This is a genomic window from Bacillus sp. m3-13, from assembly GCF_000175075.1.
Classification (GTDB): Bacteria; Bacillota; Bacilli; order Bacillales; family Bacillaceae_I; genus Sutcliffiella_A; species Sutcliffiella_A horikoshii_C.
The window spans coordinates 122,667-144,121 of record NZ_ACPC01000046.1 but is presented as its reverse complement, the minus strand read 5'-3'; the positions used below and the strand labels follow the sequence as shown (position 1 = coordinate 144,121).

The following is a 21,455-nucleotide window of genomic DNA, read 5'->3' as shown; positions in this document are numbered from 1 at the left end:
CCTATCCCCTGTGTGCCTTGCCTATCCCCTGTTGCGTGTCTCAGGGGTCAGACCCCTCAAGGATTTTTTTAGTTAACGTCGAATACTAAATAGTTACACAAAATTTTCCCCTCTATCAATTTCTCTTTTTAACGTACAAATGCTTCACGCCTGTCTGAGAATGCATCGACGAGCCATCTTGGGTGCATGGGCAAGAGGTCATGGGGCAGTTTGTTTGGGGCAAAGAACTCGAGCTCAATTAGGGCCGGATCCTTCTTGGTTGTTGTTCCACCCGTAATCTCCGCTTCAAAATACGATGTCACAAACTGGACTAAGCGCCCGTCCGGATATTCAAACGTTTGAGATTCTGGGTCGGAATAGACGCCAATCAGGCGGTACGGATCGACAACCAGCCCTGTATCTTGATAGACCTCGCGAACAGCCGCTTCCTCCACCGTCTCACCCGGCTCAACATGACCAGCTGGGATAGTCCATAAGCCCACATCTGCTCGTTTTTGTAATAATATTCTTTTCTGTTCATCAAAGATGATCACTGCTACTGCAGGATACATACTAATTTGTTTTTGTTTATTCATAATAGGAATACTCCTAACACTACTTTTTTACCTAGTCTAACTCGGTCGCACGCCACTTTCAACGGAAAGCCCGAGCCAAAGCCAAAAATAGGTCTTTCCTCCAGATAATTTATTCCATAATGTTCTTATTTGTGGTCAGAAGCTACCAATCTTACATTCTACCCCCATAAAAAAACCAGCGTCCAATTAAACACGCTGGTTCATACCATTCATTGTGCGAATCTCTTCTTTGGTCACTTCCGTACCAAGTTCATAGATAGCTACAAGAATTTTATCAAGTATTAATTGTTGTTTGTCCCGATGCTCTTGGGTACTTTTTTCATTTAGCGGGCTTTTAAATGCATCTGGACTATATTCTGTCGTATGCAACTCTTCAAAAAGTCTTTCAATTTCATGAATTTCTTCCTGTGTTGCAAGTACTCCATAATATTTAACCTGTTCGTCGAAAGGTTCCCGGTGAATTTGACCAGTTTCCATCGTTACATAATAAGTATATTTCTCCATGAGATTCCCTCCTTCTAAACAGCAAATCCTTATGCACTCTTAGTGCTGGTGGACGTGCTTTTTCTTTCTTTATAATAACGAAATCCTTCTTTCACCAAAATCGGCAACACCGCAATAAACACTCTTTTAAATAGTTTACTCATTTTATCGCCTCCTTGTTTTATAGTCTTGTAATACCCGCACTCCCCATTCATAAAACAAATTCATTTTTTAAGAGAGCACATTCAAGAGCATATTATTAGTTTTAATTCAAAATAATGTGGTATATATTTGTTATACAGGAGATGAACATCACCTGTACATAAACTATACAAAAGGGAGAGATTTGATTGAAAAAGTTACGTTTATTGATTGCAGGTATTGCAAGTATCTTGGCATTCTCGGTATTAGGAAGCTTTGCAAGTGCAGATGACCACGCAATGGTTCGTATCATCCACGCTTCACCAGATGCTCCAGCAGTTGATGTTTATGTAAATGGCGAAGCAACAGTTGAAAATGCAGAATTTAAAGCAGCTACTGATTACATGAACTTACCAGCAGGAACGCACGAAGTGGAAATCTATGCAGCTGGAACAATGGGCGAAGCAGATCCTGTCATCGCTACTGACTTAACGATCGAAGCTGGAATGTCTTATACGGTTGCAGCAATCAATACAGTGGAAAACCTTGAACTGTCTGTTACTACTGATGACAACATGGTAGCTGAAGGTCAATCTAAAATCCGTGTAGGTCACTTCTCACCTGACGCACCTGCAGTAAATGTTGGTTTAATTGATGGAGATGATGTATTCTCCGGAGCAGAATTTAAAGCAGTAACAGATTACATGACACTTGATGCTGGAACATATGATTTAGAAGTACGTACAGCTGATGGTGGAGAGCAAGTATTAGACTTGTCTGGTACAATGCTTGAGGAAAATAAAGTTTACTCTGTATATGCGATCAACACAGTAGACAGCATTGAAATACTATTACTAGAAGATAACACGATGATGCCTAGCGAAATGCCTCAAACAGGTATGGGTGGTGCTTCACAATCTAACGGAATGAACTCTTGGGCATTGATTGCTGGCCTTCTAGTGGTTGGAGCAGCGGCTGTTGGAGTGCGTCGCTTTGCGGCACAAAAATAATAGAATACTAATAGGTCTGTTGGGAAGCCTTCTAATCTACTCCACGGCATGTACACCTATTACACAAAATGAAGCTGATACAAATCTTCCACCGGAGTCTGTCAAAGCTCCGGCGGAAGAAATAGCTTCACAGGTAGATGAGAATGTTAATGAACCTGGAGAAGAAAATCAAACAGGCCCCAAAAAATCAGAAATGGTTACAGCTCCACAAGGCATCATTCCCACTCGTTTAACTATCCCTGCCATTAACGTTGATGCAAACATTAATTCTTATGGGTTGGACGAGTCAGGTGCCATGGCTGTTCCTGAAGACGGGGAAACGGTCGCTTGGTTTGAACCGGGAACAAAGCCTGGTGCAAAAGGAAATGCCGTGTTGGCAGCACATGTTGACGACTATACTGGCCCTGCCATCTTCTTCTACTTGAAAGACTTGGAGATTGGTGATGAGGTGTTGGTGGCGGATGGGGACCAAACCTTGACCTTTGTTGTCACAGGGAAGGAAGCTTATCCATACAATGAAGCCCCAATCCGGACCATTTTTGGACCGTCAAACAATCAGCAACTGAATTTGATTACCTGCACCGGCCTTTATGATCGTAAAACAAACAATCACCAAGAACGGTTAGTAATCTATACAGAATTAAAAGAAACCTGAAGTCTCTCCATAAAAAAAGAGAACTTCAGGTTTTTTTAATAGGTTTTAATGGAGAAGGTAATCTTCCCTTCCTCTGATTCACGATACGAAATTCCTGAAGCCTCAAAGGAAGAAAGAAGCACTTCTTTTTCTACATTTTCAAGTTTTTCAAGCTCTGACAACTTTTCTTGAATGTCTTCCTCCCCCAGCCTAACATTTTGCTGATAGTGATAGAAAAACATATATCTGGCAGATATTATCCCCGTTGCTGCTTCGTGATGCTCTTTCCACTTTGAGGGGATGGACAATTTTCTCGCAGTATCCATAAGGGTACGAAATTCCTGTGCATCTTTTTTAGTGAATATAGTAGCTTTACCATTCTTAAGAGAGTCTTCCACAGAATCGGAATATTGCTTACTTTGTATCAAAAGTTGATTCATTTCATTTACATAAGTTGCTACTTCTTCTTGGTTCTTTACTTTCCATCCATCATAAAAGCTTAGAAAAGTGATAATCCCAACAATTAAGGCCAATGCCGCTAAGAAAAAAGTAACCGTTCCGGGATTAATATCCCAAAAACTCTCTTCTTCTACTTCTTCTATATCCTTAGGCTCATTACGAAAAATCATAGGCTGTATATCCCCGTTTTTTTCTAGAATATAACATAACTATCCAGTAAAATCCATGAGTTTCTAATAGTTTTATATCCTATAGATTTCTTTTTCTACACCTGATTATATTACCATATTATTCTAGTACATTCACCCCCACAAAACGACATTCTTCGTAGAAAGTATATAAGAGACCTAAACTAACTAACTAAAAAGATTGGGTGAATGGATTATGTTTTCAACAACTGAAATTGGGATCGACTTAGGTACAGCGAATACGCTGGTTTATAGTAAAAGTAAAGGGATTGTGTTCAATGAACCGTCCGTTGTAGCAATTGATTTAGAAACAAAAGCCGTGCTTGCTGTTGGTACAGAAGCAAAGAACATGATTGGTAAGACGCCTGGAAGAATCGTGGCAGTTCGACCATTGAAGGATGGCGTTATCGCAGATTTCGACATCACGACAAGCATGTTAAAGCAAATCATGAAAAAAGCGAGCAAAACGATGGGCTTCTCCATCCGTAAGCCAAGTGTGGTTGTATGTACACCATCTGGCTCCACGTCTGTAGAGCGTCGTGCGATTCAAGACGCAGTAAAAAACTGTGGCGCAAAGCACGTTCATTTGATTGAAGAGCCAGTAGCGGCTGCAATCGGTGCAGATCTACCTGTAGACGAGCCTGTGGCTAACGTGGTAGTCGACATCGGTGGCGGTACAACGGAAGTTGCCATCATCTCTTACGGCGGCGTAGTATCTTGTAACTCTATCCGTGTAGGTGGAGACCAGTTTGATGACGATATCGTGCACCACGTACGCAAAAACTACAACCTGTTGATTGGTGAGCGTACTGCAGAGCAAATCAAAATAACGATTGGTTATGCATTAGTGGACCACGAAGAAATCACGATGGAAATCCGCGGTCGTGACCTTGTAACAGGTCTACCGAAAACGATTGAATTGCACTCTACTGAAATTCAAAAAGCAATCAAAGAATCCTTATTGCACATCCTTGAAGCAATTCGGGCAACGCTTGAAGATTGCCCTCCTGAACTAAGTGGAGACATTGTAGACAGAGGGGTTATCATCACTGGTGGTGGCGCTCTGTTGAACGGCATGCAAGAATGGTTAAGCAATGAAATCGTCGTGCCTGTATATGTTGCACCAAACCCATTAGAGTCTGTTGCGATCGGTACTGGAAAATCATTGAGTGTCATTCATAAGCTGCAAAAGGCTGCGACTTAATTTTAAAAATACAACAAAACCGAGCTCCTATCTCAGGGGCTCGGTTTTGTTTGTTAAGGAATTTAGTTGATTGGCTATCCGACGCTGTTCCTTTACACAAATAGCTTCGCTTTCCGCGGGACGGTGCTTGAGCCTCCTCGCAACGCTTCAGGGGTCTCAAGCTACCGTTATTCCCCCGCTGGAGTCTTCGCCATTTGTTCCAATCCACAGCTAGAAATTAAGTGGAACGAAATGTTAGTGCTTTTTCTGATAACTCAGTTAGATGAATTCTCACATGCTCTTAAGTAAATGAAGTCATCTTGTTGATTGGAGTGGAAGGCGCGTAGACGCCCGCGGGAGGAAGGGACAGGTGAGACCCCGCAACGAAGTGAGGAGGCTCACGGACCGCCCGCAGGCAAGCGAAGCGCCTGGAACGGAAAGCAACAGTCTTATAAACTCCCATTTAAAAAGCCCCTTCCCACCAACGGAAAGAGACCTCATTTCAATACAACTTATCCTGATAAAAATAATTGGGCAACACAATCTTGTTCTCATATGACTTATGAAAGATATGCGTGGCAGCAGGCGACACAGGCGGAATCAGCCAGGCCCATTCACCTGTTACATGCCGGCAACTCTCCGCTTCCCGATCCTCAAAATGCTTAAACTGCATCGCAGCCGTATGATGATCGACGATGCTCACGCCCTTTTCCTTAAAGGAGTGGACCACCGCTAAGTTCAATTCTATCAGCGATTTATCCTTCCACATCGACGCATTCGTACTCGTATCAAGCTCCATAAGGGATGCGACTTTCGGGAGCATATTATACCGATCAGCATCAGCAAAATTCCTCGCGCCAATCTCCGTTTCCATATACCAGCCGTTAAAAGGCGCAGCTGTATAATGAATGCCACCTATCTCTAATCGCATATCGGAAATCAACGGAGTTCCATACCATTTCAACCCTAAATCAACGAACGCAGGCATGGTAGGATGCACAATCGGCACTTCAAGCACTATGTCCTCAGGTATGGTAAATAGCTTTGGCTCCGCTCCATCCACCTGCACCACTAAAGGCAAGATATCAAAGTGGGTTTTAGCACCTTCCCACCCTAGTTCCTGACACTTTCTCGTAAAGTTAATGGATGCCGGATCTCCGATAACACCATAATCGGTCTCATAACCAGCGTATCTCAAGAGTTGATGATTCCAAATACGCAACTGTTTCCCTTTTTCTTTTTGCTGACGGAAAACAGTGATAGTAGGCTTTATTTTGCCACGGTTCGTTGCAAATTCAATGTGATGGAGTAATGCCTCAGCAATGTCCTCTTCGTCTTCTAAGTGACGACGATCTATCACATGTAACGAATTCCAAAAAAGCCTGCCTATGCAACGGTTGCTGTTGCGCCAAGCCATTTTTGCGCCGTGTGCGAGCTCATCATATGTATGCTCATAATAGCCATATAGGTTAATTTCATCTTTTATCATCTGCAGCCTGGCAGTCATTTCATCCTCGGATTTTTCCAATTCCTGATAACACTGCAGGATAAATTCCTCTGCCTTTTTATTAAGAACTTCCTTTTTTTCTAACAATATGTCCACCTCAAATGAATTTCCCTCTTCTTATTGTAATCTTTTTGACACGGGAAAAGAAACTTTTTGGGTGCTGGTAATAAATAGGGACAGGCCCCTCACCCGCATTTGGGTCGAGGGACCTGTCCCTTTCAATCATTTTGTCACCAATTGTTTAAAGTTCTGCCCTAATATCTCTTTCATATTATGAACCGTAATGAATGCCTGTTCGTCCGTTGCACCGATGAATTTCTTCAATTTGGAGAAGTCTTTTTTGTTCAAGATCGTGGTGATCACTTCTTTTTCATCAGAAGTAAAGGCACCTCTTGCATAGTGAATGGTTGCTCCACGGCCTAACTGCCCAACAATATAGGAGCGGATCTGATCACTTTCACTGCTGATGATCACGACTTCACGCATTTCGTTCACCTGCTGAAGCACGTAGTCAATAACCAATCCATTTAAAATAACACCGAATACCGCATACATCCCTACTTCCGGTCCGAATACCAGAATGGAGGATAAAGCGATAAAGATATCTGCCAACAAGACTCCACGGCCCATATCCACAGAAAAATATTTATTTAAAATCAAAGCAATAATATCGGTTCCCCCTGTGGATGCACGCTGATTGAATACAAGCGCCATCCCGAGGGCCGCAATACATTGCCCAATGATTAACTGAATCAGGATGTCCTCGCTGATTGGACCGCTGATTGGGAAGAATGCTTCTAGCAGCCATACCATCACAGACAACATAACGCTGGTATAAATGGTTTTTGCCCCAAATCCAAATCCAAGCAGCAAAAAGCCCACAACAAATAAAATTAAATTGACGATCAACATTAACACACCAATCGATAACATCGGGAATACGTCGTTCAAAATGATGGAAAGTCCACTTACTCCCCCTGTTGCCAAGCTATTTGGTGATAGGAAAAAGTGTACATGTATTGCAACAAAAAGAGGACCTACGTGCAAGAATAAAAGTGTTTTCAAGTGTTTGTTCATACCGGTCAGCCTCCCTCGTAATTTTTACAGTCTAGTTGGGATTATAAAGACCTAGGACAGGCATGTAAACACATAAGCAAGAAGTTGCACAATTGAAAGCGGATTAATTCTTTTCACGTGAAACAAACGTTTGTTTAACTTTCTTTCCTATATGGATGGGGCTTCCAATCTCTTCAACCATAAAGTGACATGTATTTTGTTACAGACAGTAAAATAATGCATCAATGTTAACAATACCATTCCTGTATTCATACCAAGGATCACCCCGTTCATTTGAAAGCTTGGAAGCGAACCGAGAAGAAACATTAGCAAAAAGGAAATACAGGTTGACCATATAGAATGTAAAAAAGCATCCTTAATCAACCCCAATCCAATCAAATACGCCTGCAAAGGCGAGACAAACAAATGGAAAAGAAAGAAAGGCCACAAAAGCTGGACGTAAGATGCAGCATGGGAATTTTCAAAAAAGACATTCGTAAGCGGTATCGCAAAGTGGTAAAACACCATCACAATGGGAATGCCATAAATAAACGTGATAATCATTACTTGCTTTAGCAGCTTCTGCATTTTTTTATAATCATGATTCGCATGGGCCTCCGAAACTGTCGGAATAAGGACAATCAACAATGAGTGCGCGATGAATCCAGGGAAAAAGCCAATGGTCAACGCCACCCCTGCAAGGAGGCCAAACTCCTCGAGTGCAATCGTATGGCTGAGCCCTGCTTTTACAAGCGCTATTTTAATAAGAAAAGGTTGAATCGCATTTGTGACGGCATGAAACAGACGCATTCCTGTTGTAGGAATGGACACTTCAAGTAAACTCTTCCTCACTGTCCTGCCATCGATTCTGGCGGCTGCCTTTGTTTTTAATTCAATATACTGAAGCCTGTACATATAAAGAAGATACAAACAGACTATCAACTCTGTCGCCACCAAGGTACAAAGAGCGATCAAAATGGAAACTTCCAATGAAAAATGAAAAAAGTGATATACCAGGACGAGCAGGCTCAGTTGCACAATCTTTCTTAAAAAATTTGAGATTGCAATTTTGCCCATATGCTGAAGCCCCATAAAGTACCCTCTGGCGATGGAGGAAAATGAAATAACCGGTATCAGAATAAGTATTAACCATTTTACAAGTGGATGGTAATGCTCAAAAACAGGAACAAACGGCAGGATAATTGCTGCGACGCACAGCACCATCATGGTAAATACAATGGTCAGCCTCATGGCATGATGAAGCATGCTTTGATGGTACTTCTCTTCTTTGGCAGCGACAAATTTGGAGATAGATATCGGCAACTCCAAACTAGAGATGACGACTACCAGAAAAATGACCGGCAAAACGGACATATAAAGCCCCATACCTTCTTCTCCAAGATTCTTGGCCAATACCATATTCACGATAAACTCTATGCTTTCTCCCAGAAAGGCGGCGATTGCCAGAAGGAGTGTCCCTTTAAAAAATTTATTCATAGCCGAAATTGTCCCCTCTCTAACTCTCAACTCAGGAAAATCCATTTCCTATTTTATGAGACAAGTTGTGAAAATATGGCTGGAATGTTGTGAGTCCTTCTACTTATTCTGCTTTACTTGCATATTGGAATGGTTATGTATGTTCTGCAAAAGGAATAGTAATAGTAGAGAGAAGAGAGGAGTGTTTCTAATGTGGAGACTTTTATTGAATATCGCTGCATTTATACTGGTCATAGTTGTAAATTATCTCGCTAATGCCCTACCGCTTAACGGTCTTACAACAGGCGATATCGCCAATCGAATCACCGTACTTTTCCAGCCTGCAGGCTATGTATTTTCCATCTGGAGTTTGATTTATCTTTTGCTTGGGATTTGGATTATTCGCCAGTTCCCGAAATCACGCAGGGATCTGCCGATATATGTAAACACCAGCGGCCTTTTTGTCTTAAGCTGCTTATTGAACAGTGCATGGGTGGTACTTTGGCATTACGGATTCTGGGTGACCACTGTAGTGGTGATGATTAGCTTGTTGCTGACACTTATTGCACTATATACGAAAATGCGTGAGTCTAACCCTGGGAAACTGGATTTTGCCACGTTCTCCATCTATCTAGGGTGGATCAGTGTCGCCACCATTGCTAACATTAGTTATGTTTTAGTTGAAAAAGGCTGGGATGGCTTTGGTTTGTCAGATGTGACGTGGACAATCATCATGCTCGTTGTGGCAACCCTTTTGGCTATAGGATTCCGGATTTCTCAAGCTGACTGGATATATCCGCTTGTCTTCGTTTGGGCCTTTATTGGAATCGGTGTGAAAAATATAGAGGATTACAGCAATGTCGCATATGTTGCGTATGCCTTGGCTGCCGTGATTTTGGTGATGACGTTGCTTGGGGGCTTGGTGAGGAAGAAAAGTTAGGTAACGAGGACAATGTTCACCGCTTTTCACCGGCGGACGGCTTCATTCCACTCCTACGAGGACAATGTTCACCGCTTTTCCTCGGCGGAGGGCTTCATTCGACTCGTATGAGGACAATGTTCACCACTTTTCACCCGTGGACGGCGTCATTCCACTCCTACGAGGACAATGTTCACCGCTTTTCACCCGTGGACGGCGTCATTCCACTCCTACGAGGACAATGTTCACCACTTTTCACCGGCGGTCGGCGTCATTCCACTCCTACGAGGACAATGTTCACCGCTTTTCACCGCTGGAGGGCGTCATTCCACTCCTACGAGGACAATATTCACCACTTTTCACCCGTGGACGGCGTCATTCCACTCCTACGAAGACAATGTTCACCGCTTTTCACCGGCGGACGGCGTCATTCACAGAATCTAAAAGGGGATTAAATTCCCCTTTTAGATTTCAACAGAAACTATTGCATACTATCCCTTCCGCTTCCGGTAAATCTCCTTCGCCCGCAAGTATACACCATAATCTGCACCAAACTTCTCCTCGATCCAATAGCGCATCTGCTCAGCGGTCAACTCTTCCTCCACATGCGTTTGATCTTTAAATCTTCTTACCGCATTCTCCCGCAATTGATAAGGGACTCCATCAATATAACCAAACATCCTCAGGCTATGAAAAGAAAATCCCTCCTCCCAATTATGGGAATCAAGTAAAGCACCCTTCACATCATCAAATGTAACAGGCTTCAAACCCAAAGACTTCGTCGGCCCTGGAGTCCGCTCCACCAAGGCCTCATCCCCGTTTACCTGATAACGGAAAATCTCCATATCCGTACTTACTTCAAAAGAGCTATGCAAAGGAAACGCCTTAAAAAACGGGGCACAATACCCGACATCCACATAATAGGGCTGATCTAATTCCACCTGCAAACAAAGATGCCCAGGTGTCATATACAAGTAATCCACCTTAAAACCCAGCTCTTTCAACAAATAATGAAACCCAATCGCCAATGTCCAGCAAGTTCCGCCCGTCCCAGTCTTTATCACCCTGTCCACGTACTCCTCGATACTTGGCAAATAAAGATCCTCCCGTTTTCTTTCCTCAAAATCAAGGAACTTGGTCCAGGTTTCCCATCTTACTTTTGACTGATGGGCAGCGATTAGTTCATTTAAAAATGTAAGATTTGCCTCTTTTTCCTCTACTCCTAAATAATTCAAAAATCTATCTTTTACACTCATACTCCTACCTCCAATATAAAAAAACTACTAGATTGTCCAAGCAATTCTCTATCAACTTTCATCTACTAATATAGCAATAGATGAAAGAAGGTGACATGTATGTCCCTCCAAAAGGCAAAACGTATTATTAAGAGCGGCAAAGCATTCCTTGGAACACCATACGTTTTTGGTGCGGCGTCCGGACGGACAGACAGGTTTGATTGCAGTTCCTTTATTCAATATGTATATGGTGCGCATGGCATTATTTTGCCAAGAACTTCCCGGCAACAGTATCTTTTTGGAAAACCTGTCCCACTGTCATCTGTAAAACGTGGAGACCTTCTGTTCTTCACCACACCCAAGCGTGCAAAATTAAAAGGACTCAATAAAATCGGTCATGTCGCAATCTTCATTGGGAATAATTTCATCTTACACACATCCCGCATAGAAAAGAAAGTAGCAATCGCCTCCCTGGACCCCTATTGGCGCAAGAAAGTAATCGGAGCACGGCGTATAGTTGGATGAGACTACACAGTTGATTGGAGTGGAAGGCGCGCAGACGCCCCTGGGAGGAAGGGACAGGTGAGACCCCGGAAGGCGAAGCCTGAGGAGGCTCACGGACCGCCCGCAGGCAAGCGAAGCGCCTGGAACGGAAATCAACCGAATTCTATACTTTCTAACTCTAGCAAAAAGGCCAAAGCGTAAAATCGCTTGGCCTTTTCTATTTATCCTATTCCATACTCTCCCGCTTCTCAGAAAGTATCTTCATTTGATCATTCTCAAGCCCCAGTTCAAAGGTAACCTTAAATTTCTTATAAGATACTCCTTTTTCCGAGCGCTCCTGCGCAGTTATAACCGTGATGACTTCGACGTTATTGCCATTCTGCTTTGTCAGCAAATCATCTACTTCTATTGTTAAATAATCTAAATACCCTGCACGAAAATCCTCATAAGCCGTTTTAGATTGCCAGCTGCTTCCGAGCAACGAATAGGCCGTCACGTAATCGCGATAATTGATGCTTTCGTAAAAGTAATTGACGAGATATTCTGCGATATCGACATTTGTTGATGTTTCGCCTGCACTGTTTCCGGTTGTGTTAGCTCCAATCCTTGGCAGTGACTCCATTGGAGATGCCGACCAGCTTTCTATCATCGGCATGACGTTCACTAAAGGAATACTGAAGCCAATCACGCCTTGATCCATGGTTGCCGAATTGATTCCCACTACTTCCCCTGTTTTTGTATCAATAAGCGGACCGCCACTATTACCAGGTGCAATCGGTGCGGAAATTTGGAACACGTCTTCATATTTGAATGAATCGATTTCAAACTCACGTCCTACACCACTTATTATCCCTGTTGTGACTGTATTTTGAAGACCTAAAGGACTCCCCAAAGCTATCACATCATCACCGAGCTCTGCTTTTCTAGTTTTAGCTAGTTTGAAAGGTTGTGAGCCTTCAAGTTCAGGTACCCGCACTACAGCAATATCCGTATCAATACTGATGCCGATTACTTCTCCTGTCAGTTCCTTAGAATCTGCGGAGGTTACTTTAACATCTTTGGCATTCGCTACAACATGGGCATTGGTGATGACATCGCCTTTATCGTTGTAAAGAAAACCAGATCCGAACGACCCGTCCGGTAATTCAATTTTCACCACCAGTTTTTGAGATTCAAATATAATTTCTTTCAAAGCTTGGGGTACATTTTCTTTTTCTACTACTTCTGACTCCAAATACAGCTTCGATGGAGCCGTCAGTTGGGCAGGGACCGTATTTTTTATATGAAAATAACCAAGTAATCCCCCACTAATTAAAATGATCGTCATGATAATACTGATGAACCATCTTACATTCATTGCTACACCTTCTTAATGTTTGGCCGTTTGGAAAGCTTTTCTACTCTTCCACAACCCATGTAATGTTTTCTATCTCCACTGTCACATCTTCAAATACACCATAATAATAGTCTTCGAACTTCCCTTTTTTACCTGGCTCCAATTTGAATGGGTAGACGGTGGTAAAACCGGTATCTAGTATATTCTTATCTTTGCTTAAAATATTATAGTAGACAGTAATGGATGATACGGTTGCTGACACGATATTTTTCACTTCTCCAGTGACAGTCATCCCTCCGACCTCATCCTCTTCCGTCTTAAAGTTTACGATTTCCAGGGCTGCGTTTTTATTTTTTAAATCTTCTTTCGCAGCTGCTTCCATGGCCTTTTCTATTCGATCAAACTCCGCCTGTTCAAACTCTAGACGGGACTGCTCAATTTTTTCTTTTAAAGACATGAGTCGTTTATCATTTACAGCATATTGAAGCCCTCTGTCTGCTAAAGTCATCGCATTTGTAAACTGCTTTTGCTCGATTTTCTCTTCTGCATCCTCCACAGTAAGCTGCACGATTCGGTTTAAGATTTGCTCCTTCACCGCCTTCCCCTCTTCTGAAGGAATGGAAGAAATGACAGCGAGCTTTCTTGAAAGCTCATCCACCGTCTTAAGTTGATCTAACTCACTATTTATTTTCCCCACCTTAATCATGACATCTTTTTCAGACACATCTTCTTTTAATGGTTGAATTAAAGGTCCATCTAATCTTGTAATTTTCTCACGGAGTCTTGTTAGATTTTTTTCGGCATCTTCAAACTTCTTTGATTTGATCTGCTCTCTTATTTCCTTTAACTCCCCGTTTACCTCTTCTGCGATCTTCACCACTTCAAGATTGTTTCTTAACACATGATAAGATGGTCTCAGCTCCATGGCACCGGCCAATTCTTCCTTTGCCATGTCATACTCTCCCTGCAGGGCCAAGTCTTCTGCTTCCTTTTTTATGGTCAGCACTTCTGCATTGACACTCTGCTCATGATTGTAATACCACCCGATAGTTCCAGCTATCAACACTAAGCTAATAATGGGAGGTAAAAATGGCATATATGTAAAACGCTTTTTCTTATTTTTTCCTCTACCTTCTAACCATTCGTCTTCATTATACTCCACATCATCCTTCAAATTCGCTCCACAATTAAAGCAAAAATTCGCATCAGATGTCACTTTCCTACCACATTTGTGACAAAACATTCTATATAAGCCTCCATCACTCTATGTAATTAACCTCATTATTGTTATTACACCATTTTACAATAGATTGCTAGATAAGTGTCAAATGTGGTCGGTATTTCTGGAGAAAAAAGGTAGAAACATTTTCCTTTTTTGTATTTTCATCAAGGATTTTCTCGTTTTTTAGCGAAACCTTAATGTTGAGTAATTATCTAGGGAGGTTTTGAATGAGCGTAGAAACAGATCCGGTAAAGACATTTATAGAAAATCCATATGAAATGTTCAAACAAGCAAATGAGATCAATCCCATTCAATGGGTTTCATTTTTCAATGTCGATGGATGGCTGATAACAGGTTACAAGGAAGTATAGGCTGTCTTAAAAGATACTAGATTTATAAAAGAAATAAGAAGCCTAGTGCCAGAGGAGAATATGCCTCCTATCCCACAGACATTAGTGCCGGTGGTTATGCTAAATCGGAACATGATGCTTTTCCGCGACGCACCGAATCATACCAGACTCCGCGGGCTTGTTACTAAAGCGTTTACCCCAAGGATGACCGAGCGCCTCCGTCCGACTATTGTCGAGATGGCGAATTACCTTTTGGATGCAAGAAAAGGGAAAATGGAGCATGAACTGATACGGGACTTTGCTTACTCCCTACCCGTTATGGTCATCACAGAGCTAATCGGAGTGCCAAAAGAGGACAGAGAACGATTTCGCGTCTGGTCGGATTCCTTTGTTAAATTCATTGATTTTAATACGACCCAAGCTGATCTAGAAGCGGTTGCTCCTTCCCTTGAGGAGGCAGACCATTATATGCGCAATTTGATAGCGGCAAAACGTGTGAATCCAGGAGAGGACTTATTGAGCGGACTTATTGCAGTTTCCGACTCTGGTGACAAGTTAAATGAAGACGAGCTGGTGGCGACTTGTTTATTGCTATTAATCGCCGGACATGAGACAACGGTAAATTTGATTACCAATGGCTATCACCTGTTACTTAAGCATCGGGATGAAATGAATAAGCTGTTAGATGACCCTTCCCTGATTGGAAATGCGGTGGAAGAAATCTTACGTTACGACCCACCCGTTCTGCTTACCTCAAGATGGGTAGGCGAAGATATGGAACTTGGCGGACAACAACTCAAGAAGGCCCAGACAGCGATTATCGCTCTAGCTGCAGCCAACCGTGACCCTAACATTCATGAGTCACCAGATGTTTTTAATGTTACTAGAGAAAATATAAAACACCTATCCTTCGCATCCGGACCTCACTTTTGCTTAGGAGCCCCGCTTGCAAGACTCGAAGCGGTCATCGCATTAGAGGTACTTCTCAAACGAGTACATGATGTAGAAATACTAGAAGAACCGGTTAGAAGAAATAATATTGTGTTTCGCGGGTTTGAGGCGTTGAAGTTTAGCGGGGTAGTGGAATAGAAGACTTTCGGTGAGGAAGTCGGCAGGCGCTTCGTGCGGCTGCCGATTTTTTAGGTCTGGGAGGTTTGGTTGGTTCAATGACGGAGGGGGGACAGCAGGTAAATTTCAAATGTCCGAAGTTTTTCAATAGTTGTCCCAAGTTTTTTGAAAGTTGACCAAAGATTTCGGATAGTTGACCGAAGATTTCCGAAATTTGACCGAACCTCAAAATCAAATAGCCGAACCCCTAGTAAAAGTTGACCGAACTCCCCCGGTAAATTGTCCGAACCCAACCACTTTTCCATCGTTAATTGTCCGAAGAGAGAACGGAAATGTCCGAACTAAATTTTCTCACCAAAAATATAAGCATTTCCCTTTAGAAAACAGCAATTTTCGATACTTATCCCCCATGACGTCGGATAGTGGTCCAAATAAACTCACCTATCTCCCAAAACAACAAAACAAAAACCATCCCTAATTCGGAATGGTTTTCACATAACAATAAAATCCTAAACTTATTTTTTCTTACCTTGTTTCTTAACACCTGTCTTCTTCGGTTTAGCCTTTCCCCCACCTTTGGAAGAACCGCTGGCAACTCCAGCTTTAGCACCGGTCTTTTGTTGCCCGAAAGATCCCTTCGAACTACTTGTCTTCTTCCCAACAGATCCCCCCTTAGTTCCCCCAGCTTTGCCACCACGTCCGCCGCCAGAACCAGGCTTTCCAGACTTTAACTCGTCTTCACCAACAAGCTTCCCGCCAAAGACTACTCGCTTCTCCAATTTCAAGCCAAGCTCACGAGCAAACTGCTTCAACCTGCGCTCTTCACGTTCACTTACAATCGAAATAACAGTACCTTCTGCTCCTTGGCGGCCTGTTCTTCCGGAACGATGCACATAACTTTCCACTTCTTCAGGTAAGTCATAATGGATCACATGACTGAGCTCTTTAATATCAAGTCCTCGTGCTGCCACATCTGTAGCAAGAAGAACCGGATACTCGTCTTTTCGGAAGTTTTTCATGGCATTCTCGCGTTCCTGTTTGGAGGATTCAGAATGTAGAAATCCGACATTTAACTGTTTATATAAAAGTTTTTCCGTCAATACAGCAAGGTTTCCGATATCACGCACAAATGCCAATGCTTTTATTCCAGGCTCGCGAAGCAGATTAGCAAGGACATTCGCTTTATCTCGCTGATCGACCACCGCGTATAAATGCTCCACACGAGCTGGCGGCAAATCTTCTTTGGTGACCTTAATAACTAACGGCTCCTTTAGCAAGTCAACTGCCTGCTTCTCCGTCTCCTCCTTTAAAGTTGCAGAGAATAATAGTAGTTGTCTTTCCTGCTGCATAGAGGACTTAATGATGTTTTCAATGGTCTTTTTATGTTCTGGGACAAATAGCTGATCTGCTTCATCCATAACAATGGTCTTCACTTCATGCATTTTAATTTTTTTCATCTGAATTAACTCTTGCAGTCGGCCAGGTGTCCCAACCAAAATATGCGGTTTCTTTTTAAGCTTTTCAAGTTGGCGTTTCACATTCGCTCCACCAATGAAAGATGCACCGGAAATTTCGCTGCCTTCTGTCCATTTCTGGATCTGTTCAAAGATCTGCATAGCGAGTTCCTTAGACGGCGCCACAATCAACGCTTGTGGGTGCTGTTTAGACAAATCAATGCGTTCAATGATCGGCAATAGATAAGCCAACGTTTTCCCTGTCCCTGTCGGCGATTCGACAAGAACATCCTTCCCGTCTAAAATAACCGGAATTGCCTGTTCCTGAACCGGGGTTGCAGCGGCAAATTCACTTTTTTCCCAAATCTGTTGTATAAAAGGTTGTAATGTATTTATAAAAGTTGTAGACATCGTTTTCTCCTTTATGACCCTCATACGGGGTTTTACGCTATTCTCCATTCTACCCTTTTTCCCTAGAGGTTCCAATAAAAATATCGTTGTCAATTCCGCTAAAAAGATACATGTTTTCCTCCATTTTGGAAAAATTATGTATATCGTTACATAACAGAGGAGGAAATACGTAATGGATCAACTAAACTTTAACGAGCTTCCAAAAGGACCGGAAGCCTATTGGCGGGACTCTGCACCCCTGCCCTCTTTTCCGACATTAAATGAAAATAAAAAAACAGATGTATGTGTAGTGGGTGGCGGTATTACCGGAATAACGACGGCGTATCAACTTGCTAATGAAGGACTTAAGGTCATCCTTATTGATGCTGATCAAATTCTAAATGGAACAACAGGGCACACAACAGCCAAAGTGACATCTCAACACGGTCTGATTTACGATGAGTTTCTTCAGCATTTAGGTCAGGAAAAGGCTAAACTCTATTACCAAGCAAACCAGGAAGGGCTTCATTTCATCAAAGACCTTGTGGATCTTAAACGAATTCAATGTGACTTTAGTGAACAGAATGCCTATATTTATTCTCAAACAGAGCAGGATGATCAAAAGGTAATAAAAGAATTCGAAGCGTATCAGAAACTAGGAATCGATGGCGATTTAATTTATGACATACCTTTGCCGCTTGAGACTAAATCTGTTATCGTCATGAAAAATCAGGCACAATTCCATCCGCTTCAATATTTAAAGGTGCTAGTAGATGGCATAGTTGAAAAGGGCGGCGAAATTTATGAGCACACCGTTGCGACAGATGTGGAGGAGTCACGCGGACTATCTGTAGTGACGAAGAATGGCGCAAAGATTGAGTGCGAATATATTGTTGCAGGCTCCCATTTTCCATTTTACGATGGCAATGGTTTCTTTTTCACAAGAATGTATGCGGAGCGTTCTTATATATTGGCTGCCAGAACGGAAAAGGAACTACCAGAGGGCATGTATTATAGCGCAGGCCAGCCTTCAAGGTCTTTGCGTTATGTGACGATTGACGGGGAGAAAGTTGCCTTGATTGGAGGAGACGGCCACCGGACAGGTCAAGGCAAAGATACATTAAAACACTACGAAGCGTTGAAAAGTTTCGGTGAAGAAGTCCTCGGAATCAAGGAAATTCTGTATCGATGGTCAGCACAAGATTTATATACGTTAGACAAGGTCCCGTATATTGGCCGCATTACATCGGGGCATCCGAATATTTTCATTGCAACAGGCTACCGCAAGTGGGGAATGACCAACGGTACAGCAGCTGCACTGCTCTTACAGGATCTAATCCTTGGCAGGAAGAACGCATATGAAGACCTGTTTTCACCGTCCCGCTTTGTTGCTGATCCTAGTCTGAAAAAATTTATCAGCTCTAACATGAATGTAGCAGGACACCTCATCGAAGGCAAACTTGATCGTCCATCGAAAAAGCCTGAAGACCTTGGTCTGGATGAAGGCGGAGTCGTCATGATTAACGGTCGACGTGCAGGAGCTTACAAAAATGACAAAGGAGAAGTATACTGTGTGGACACGACCTGTACGCATCTTGGTTGTGAAGTCGAGTGGAACCACGGCGATCGAAGCTGGGATTGCCCTTGCCACGGCTCGCGCTTCTCTATCCACGGCGAAGTACTTGAAGGGCCGGCTGATAAACCGTTGGAGAAAATATAAAACTCAACCGGAATAAACCAACAGAAAGAGACTGCCAAATTTAATGGACAGTCTCTTCATTTATTATCCCACAACCGATTCCTCTCTCACCTGTTCTTCCTGCCTCACAGGCGGAAATGAAATCTTCACCTCCGTCCCTTTCCCAAGTTCACTTGAGTAAACGACTTTACCATTCATTGTATCGATAATCCTCATCGAAACAGTCGTGCCAAGACCTGTCCCCTTATCCTTAGTCGTATAGAATAAGGTACCAATGCGAGACACCTGCTCCTTGGTCATTCCTTTTCCTGTATCTTTAATGAGAATCTGAATGCCTGAAGTGTTGGAAAACAACTTTATGTAGACTCTGCCATCCTGAGGAGTTGCTTCAATGGCGTTTTTCAGGATGTTGACAAGTGCTTGTTTGAACTGGTTTTTATCGGTATCCATCACAACATTCTTCTCCAAGTAACTTTCAAGATGAATGCCTTCTTTTACTGCTAATGGATTTAACAACATTTTCACATCACTCAATAGTTCTCCCAGGTCCACTTTTTCAATTTTTTTGAACTCTGGTTTTGCAAAATTGAGATAATCATTGATGATGGACTCTGCTCTTGCCAGTTCGCTTAAAATGAGTCCAATATATTGATAGTTCTTCCCCTTATCTTCTCTGTGCATGAGTTGAAGAAATCCTTTTACAACAGTTAAAGGGTTTCTGACTTCATGAGCGATCGAAGCAGCAAGTTCACCTAATGTATTCAGCTTTTCCGCGCGTCTAATTTCCTGTTTCATCAATTCTCGCTCAAGGACTGCTTCATGTAAGGTCGAGGCGAAACCGACACCTACTACTTGAATCAATCCAAATAGCAGGATGTATAAAAGTAGATTTGGTCCTTCATTTGCAGCTGCTGAACTGAAGAGATAAGCTATTAAGATTGCTAGCATGACAAAGTTTGGCCATAAGCCTACAAGCACAGCAAAGCCAATCCTCTTTTTCTTTGTTTGAATCTTGTTAAACCGCCTTAGCATCAAGATCGGAATGGCTGCTGCAACAAGTCCACTTACATAGCCAAATGCTAGAGCATCGCCACCAAGATAGGTTCTTGTCCCAAGAATGGCAGCGAGTACAATTACCCCAGCCTTTGGTCCACCATAAAGGATGGCAAGCACTAAAGGTATGTATCGCAAGTCCCAATATAGACCATAATCATAGAATGCAAACAATAAACACAGGCTCGCAGAAAGCCCCTGCAGAATTCCGATAAAATATGGTGATTGACCAAACCTCTTATTTTCGGAAACAACATAATAAATCAGCACCGGTGCTAAGATAATCAATACATGTAAAAGTAGTTTTTCCGCCAACATACAAGCCCGCCCCTAACCGTACCTTCTAAATTCTATCGTATAGTTATGTTTCGACAACATTAGAGAAAACCCTTGTACATTCCGTCAAAAAATGTATCCATTCTACTACTTTTCATCTATTCGGACCTTTTTTTCAACATTTCATGCTAAAAACTTCTTCCAACAATGATTTAATAGTAAAATTATCCTATCTATTAAAAGGGGTGATCTATTTGCACTGTACTGATTGCGGGGTACCTGACAATATAAGCCGCTCAGGGGTACTTTTTATAAAAAGAGAGCAATTGCAAGAGGAACTTCATTATCAATCACTTGAAGATTTAGAGCAGCTCCTACAAAAGAAAATACTTAATCGAGATGATAGCTCAGAAGTTTTGGTGAAAACATCATCACAACGAGGCTTTTACCCACCAGAGCAGTTATGGAATCTGGTGAAAAATCAAGATCTATTAGAATTAATAGCATCCAATTCCTTTACAACCCATTTTCAACCAATCATAGATTTGCAGAAAAACGATGAAATTTTCGCCTATGAATGTTTGTTACGCCCTCAATGGAAGGGGCAATCTGTCCCTCCTTTTAAACTATTTGAATTCGCGCGTGAAACGAATCTACATAACTATTTAGATCAGAAGGCTCGTGAAAGCTCTATTGTTTCCGGAAGCAAGCAACAAGTTCCTGCCCACGTAAAGCTTTTTATCAATTTTTTACCATCTTCCATTTACAATCCCGAATATTGTCTGCAACATACATTCAAGATTGTACAAGAAAATAATATCTCACCTAATCAACTCGTTTTTGAAGTGGTGGAATCAGAAAAAATTCACGATATCGACCATCTGGAATCTATATTTAAAACATACAAAAAATCCGGGATGCAAGTGGCACTTGATGATGTCGGTGCAGGATATTCAACGTTGGAGATACTTGAAAAGCTACAACCCGACTTTGTCAAAATAGATCGCGACTACATATCTCATTGTGACACGATACTTAAAAAACAGCTTTTTTTAAAAAAGCGTCATAAAAGTCGCTACCAAACTAAACATTAAAGTTCTTGCAGAAGGAATAGAACGAATGGAAGAACTTCAATTTTGCCGAGACATAGGAATTCATTATGGGCAAGGCTATTTCATCGGAAAACCAAGTCCAGAAGTTTTGGCACCAGTTATGGCTGGCTAACAAATAAAAGCCC

At 42.2% G+C, this 21,455-nt stretch carries 20 protein-coding genes and 1 pseudogene; 10 read left to right on the top strand and 11 right to left on the bottom strand.

Annotated elements, in window-relative coordinates:
• Nucleotides 1-128: 128 nt before the first annotated feature.
• Nucleotides 129-575, bottom strand: a complete 447-nt coding sequence (locus M313_RS0119225) for an NUDIX domain-containing protein (protein WP_010199095.1) — start codon at nucleotides 573-575, stop codon at nucleotides 129-131.
• Between the two features lie 186 nt (nucleotides 576-761).
• Complete coding sequence (locus tag M313_RS0119220; RefSeq protein ID WP_010199093.1) at nucleotides 762-1,079, bottom strand: hypothetical protein; 318 nt, start codon at nucleotides 1,077-1,079, stop codon at nucleotides 762-764.
• A 329-nt stretch (nucleotides 1,080-1,408) separates the two neighbouring features.
• Between M313_RS0119220 and M313_RS0119210 the strand changes: the two genes are divergently transcribed.
• Nucleotides 1,409-2,209: a DUF4397 domain-containing protein gene (locus M313_RS0119210; protein WP_010199088.1), complete on the top strand. Its 801-nt coding sequence runs from the start codon at nucleotides 1,409-1,411 to the stop codon at nucleotides 2,207-2,209.
• Nucleotides 2,193-2,864: a class F sortase gene (locus M313_RS0119205; protein WP_010199086.1), complete on the top strand. Its 672-nt coding sequence runs from the start codon at nucleotides 2,193-2,195 to the stop codon at nucleotides 2,862-2,864. Before M313_RS0119210 ends, M313_RS0119205 begins: the two co-directional genes overlap by 17 nt.
• A gap of 35 nt (nucleotides 2,865-2,899) precedes the next feature.
• On the opposite strand, the gene M313_RS0119200 is transcribed toward M313_RS0119205, so the two are convergent.
• Nucleotides 2,900-3,472 (bottom strand): hypothetical protein, encoded by a 573-nt coding sequence (locus M313_RS0119200; RefSeq protein WP_010199084.1) that lies wholly within the window; start codon nucleotides 3,470-3,472, stop codon nucleotides 2,900-2,902.
• A gap of 214 nt (nucleotides 3,473-3,686) precedes the next feature.
• Between M313_RS0119200 and mreBH the strand changes: the two genes are divergently transcribed.
• Nucleotides 3,687-4,694: a rod-share determining protein MreBH gene (gene mreBH, locus M313_RS0119195; protein ID WP_010199081.1), complete on the top strand. Its 1,008-nt coding sequence runs from the start codon at nucleotides 3,687-3,689 to the stop codon at nucleotides 4,692-4,694.
• A gap of 481 nt (nucleotides 4,695-5,175) precedes the next feature.
• Here the strand turns inward: mreBH and M313_RS0119190 are convergent, their stop codons facing one another.
• The 3 genes from M313_RS0119190 to M313_RS0119180 form a co-directional block, all read right to left on the bottom strand.
• Complete coding sequence (locus M313_RS0119190; protein ID WP_010199078.1) at nucleotides 5,176-6,267, bottom strand: nitric oxide synthase oxygenase; 1,092 nt, start codon at nucleotides 6,265-6,267, stop codon at nucleotides 5,176-5,178.
• A gap of 135 nt (nucleotides 6,268-6,402) precedes the next feature.
• Entirely contained in the window at nucleotides 6,403-7,257 is an 855-nt protein-coding gene (locus tag M313_RS0119185; protein WP_010199075.1) for a YitT family protein, read from the bottom strand.
• A gap of 147 nt (nucleotides 7,258-7,404) precedes the next feature.
• Nucleotides 7,405-8,733, bottom strand: a complete 1,329-nt coding sequence (locus M313_RS0119180; RefSeq protein WP_010199073.1) for a polysaccharide biosynthesis protein — start codon at nucleotides 8,731-8,733, stop codon at nucleotides 7,405-7,407.
• A 190-nt stretch (nucleotides 8,734-8,923) separates the two neighbouring features.
• Between M313_RS0119180 and M313_RS0119175 the strand changes: the two genes are divergently transcribed.
• On the top strand, nucleotides 8,924-9,652 hold the full coding sequence (locus tag M313_RS0119175) for a TspO/MBR family protein (RefSeq protein WP_010199070.1): 729 nt from the start codon (nucleotides 8,924-8,926) through the stop codon (nucleotides 9,650-9,652).
• A 470-nt stretch (nucleotides 9,653-10,122) separates the two neighbouring features.
• Here M313_RS0119175 and M313_RS0119170 read toward each other — a convergent pair whose 3' ends face one another.
• A complete protein-coding gene (locus tag M313_RS0119170; protein WP_010199067.1) occupies nucleotides 10,123-10,887 on the bottom strand; it encodes an arylamine N-acetyltransferase in 765 nt (254 codons plus the stop codon).
• A gap of 99 nt (nucleotides 10,888-10,986) precedes the next feature.
• Between M313_RS0119170 and M313_RS24130 the strand changes: the two genes are divergently transcribed.
• Complete coding sequence (locus tag M313_RS24130) at nucleotides 10,987-11,391, top strand: C40 family peptidase (protein WP_010199063.1); 405 nt, start codon at nucleotides 10,987-10,989, stop codon at nucleotides 11,389-11,391.
• 205 nt (nucleotides 11,392-11,596) lie between these two features.
• On the opposite strand, the gene M313_RS0119155 is transcribed toward M313_RS24130, so the two are convergent.
• Both M313_RS0119155 and M313_RS0119150 read right to left on the bottom strand, forming a co-directional pair.
• Nucleotides 11,597-12,727 (bottom strand): S1C family serine protease, encoded by a 1,131-nt coding sequence (locus M313_RS0119155; protein ID WP_010199057.1) that lies wholly within the window; start codon nucleotides 12,725-12,727, stop codon nucleotides 11,597-11,599.
• Nucleotides 12,728-12,767: 40 nt separating this feature from the next.
• Nucleotides 12,768-13,949 carry an FxLYD domain-containing protein gene (locus tag M313_RS0119150; protein WP_010199055.1) on the bottom strand — a complete coding sequence of 394 codons (1,182 nt, stop codon included), beginning with the start codon at nucleotides 13,947-13,949 and terminating at the stop codon, nucleotides 12,768-12,770.
• A gap of 206 nt (nucleotides 13,950-14,155) precedes the next feature.
• Between M313_RS0119150 and M313_RS25960 the strand changes: the two genes are divergently transcribed.
• Nucleotides 14,156-14,299, top strand: a complete 144-nt coding sequence (locus M313_RS25960) for a hypothetical protein (RefSeq protein ID WP_010199053.1) — start codon at nucleotides 14,156-14,158, stop codon at nucleotides 14,297-14,299.
• A 96-nt stretch (nucleotides 14,300-14,395) separates the two neighbouring features.
• Nucleotides 14,396-15,367, top strand: coding sequence for a cytochrome P450 (locus M313_RS24125; RefSeq protein ID WP_157182513.1), 972 nt, complete (start codon nucleotides 14,396-14,398; stop codon nucleotides 15,365-15,367).
• 725 nt (nucleotides 15,368-16,092) lie between these two features.
• Here the strand turns inward: M313_RS24125 and M313_RS24120 are convergent.
• Nucleotides 16,093-17,211: pseudogene (locus M313_RS24120) on the bottom strand (DEAD/DEAH box helicase); the annotation flags it as partial.
• Nucleotides 17,212-17,383: 172 nt separating this feature from the next.
• Between M313_RS24120 and M313_RS0119135 the strand changes: the two are divergent.
• A complete protein-coding gene (locus M313_RS0119135; RefSeq protein ID WP_010199046.1) occupies nucleotides 17,384-18,910 on the top strand; it encodes an FAD-dependent oxidoreductase in 1,527 nt (508 codons plus the stop codon).
• Nucleotides 18,911-18,973: 63 nt separating this feature from the next.
• On the opposite strand, the gene M313_RS0119130 is transcribed toward M313_RS0119135, so the two are convergent.
• Entirely contained in the window at nucleotides 18,974-20,260 is a 1,287-nt protein-coding gene (locus tag M313_RS0119130; RefSeq protein ID WP_010199044.1) for an ATP-binding protein, read from the bottom strand.
• Nucleotides 20,261-20,472: 212 nt separating this feature from the next.
• On the opposite strand from M313_RS0119130, the gene M313_RS24115 reads away from it, so the two are divergent.
• The gene (locus tag M313_RS24115) at nucleotides 20,473-21,312 is read left to right on the top strand and encodes an EAL domain-containing protein (protein ID WP_010199043.1); all 840 of its coding nucleotides are present in this window, start codon (nucleotides 20,473-20,475) and stop codon (nucleotides 21,310-21,312) included.
• Nucleotides 21,284-21,442 (top strand): EAL domain-containing protein, encoded by a 159-nt coding sequence (locus tag M313_RS26695; RefSeq protein ID WP_326929620.1) that lies wholly within the window; start codon nucleotides 21,284-21,286, stop codon nucleotides 21,440-21,442. The genes M313_RS24115 and M313_RS26695 overlap by 29 nt, the downstream gene beginning before the upstream one ends.
• Nucleotides 21,443-21,455 lie beyond the last annotated feature (13 nt).

Bases quoted from the DNA above. Each gene is read 5' to 3' on its own strand.
- M313_RS0119150 (WP_010199055.1), bottom strand. From the start codon at position 13,949: ATGTTTTGTCACAAATGTGGTAGGAAAGTGACATCTGATGCGAATTTT.
- M313_RS0119220 (WP_010199093.1), bottom strand. From the start codon at position 1,079: ATGGAGAAATATACTTATTATGTAACGATGGAAACTGGTCAAATTCAC.
- M313_RS24130 (WP_010199063.1), top strand. From the start codon at position 10,987: ATGTCCCTCCAAAAGGCAAAACGTATTATTAAGAGCGGCAAAGCATTC.
- M313_RS25960 (WP_010199053.1), top strand. From the start codon at position 14,156: ATGAGCGTAGAAACAGATCCGGTAAAGACATTTATAGAAAATCCATAT.
- M313_RS0119175 (WP_010199070.1), top strand. From the start codon at position 8,924: ATGTGGAGACTTTTATTGAATATCGCTGCATTTATACTGGTCATAGTT.
- M313_RS0119200 (WP_010199084.1), bottom strand. From the start codon at position 3,472: ATGATTTTTCGTAATGAGCCTAAGGATATAGAAGAAGTAGAAGAAGAG.
- M313_RS0119170 (WP_010199067.1), bottom strand. From the start codon at position 10,887: ATGAGTGTAAAAGATAGATTTTTGAATTATTTAGGAGTAGAGGAAAAA.
- M313_RS0119225 (WP_010199095.1), bottom strand. From the start codon at position 575: ATGAATAAACAAAAACAAATTAGTATGTATCCTGCAGTAGCAGTGATC.
- M313_RS0119185 (WP_010199075.1), bottom strand. From the start codon at position 7,257: ATGAACAAACACTTGAAAACACTTTTATTCTTGCACGTAGGTCCTCTT.
- M313_RS0119155 (WP_010199057.1), bottom strand. From the start codon at position 12,727: ATGAATGTAAGATGGTTCATCAGTATTATCATGACGATCATTTTAATT.
- mreBH (WP_010199081.1), top strand. From the start codon at position 3,687: ATGTTTTCAACAACTGAAATTGGGATCGACTTAGGTACAGCGAATACG.
- M313_RS24125 (WP_157182513.1), top strand. From the start codon at position 14,396: ATGCTAAATCGGAACATGATGCTTTTCCGCGACGCACCGAATCATACC.
- M313_RS0119130 (WP_010199044.1), bottom strand. From the start codon at position 20,260: ATGTTGGCGGAAAAACTACTTTTACATGTATTGATTATCTTAGCACCG.
- M313_RS0119135 (WP_010199046.1), top strand. From the start codon at position 17,384: ATGGATCAACTAAACTTTAACGAGCTTCCAAAAGGACCGGAAGCCTAT.
- M313_RS0119180 (WP_010199073.1), bottom strand. From the start codon at position 8,733: ATGAATAAATTTTTTAAAGGGACACTCCTTCTGGCAATCGCCGCCTTT.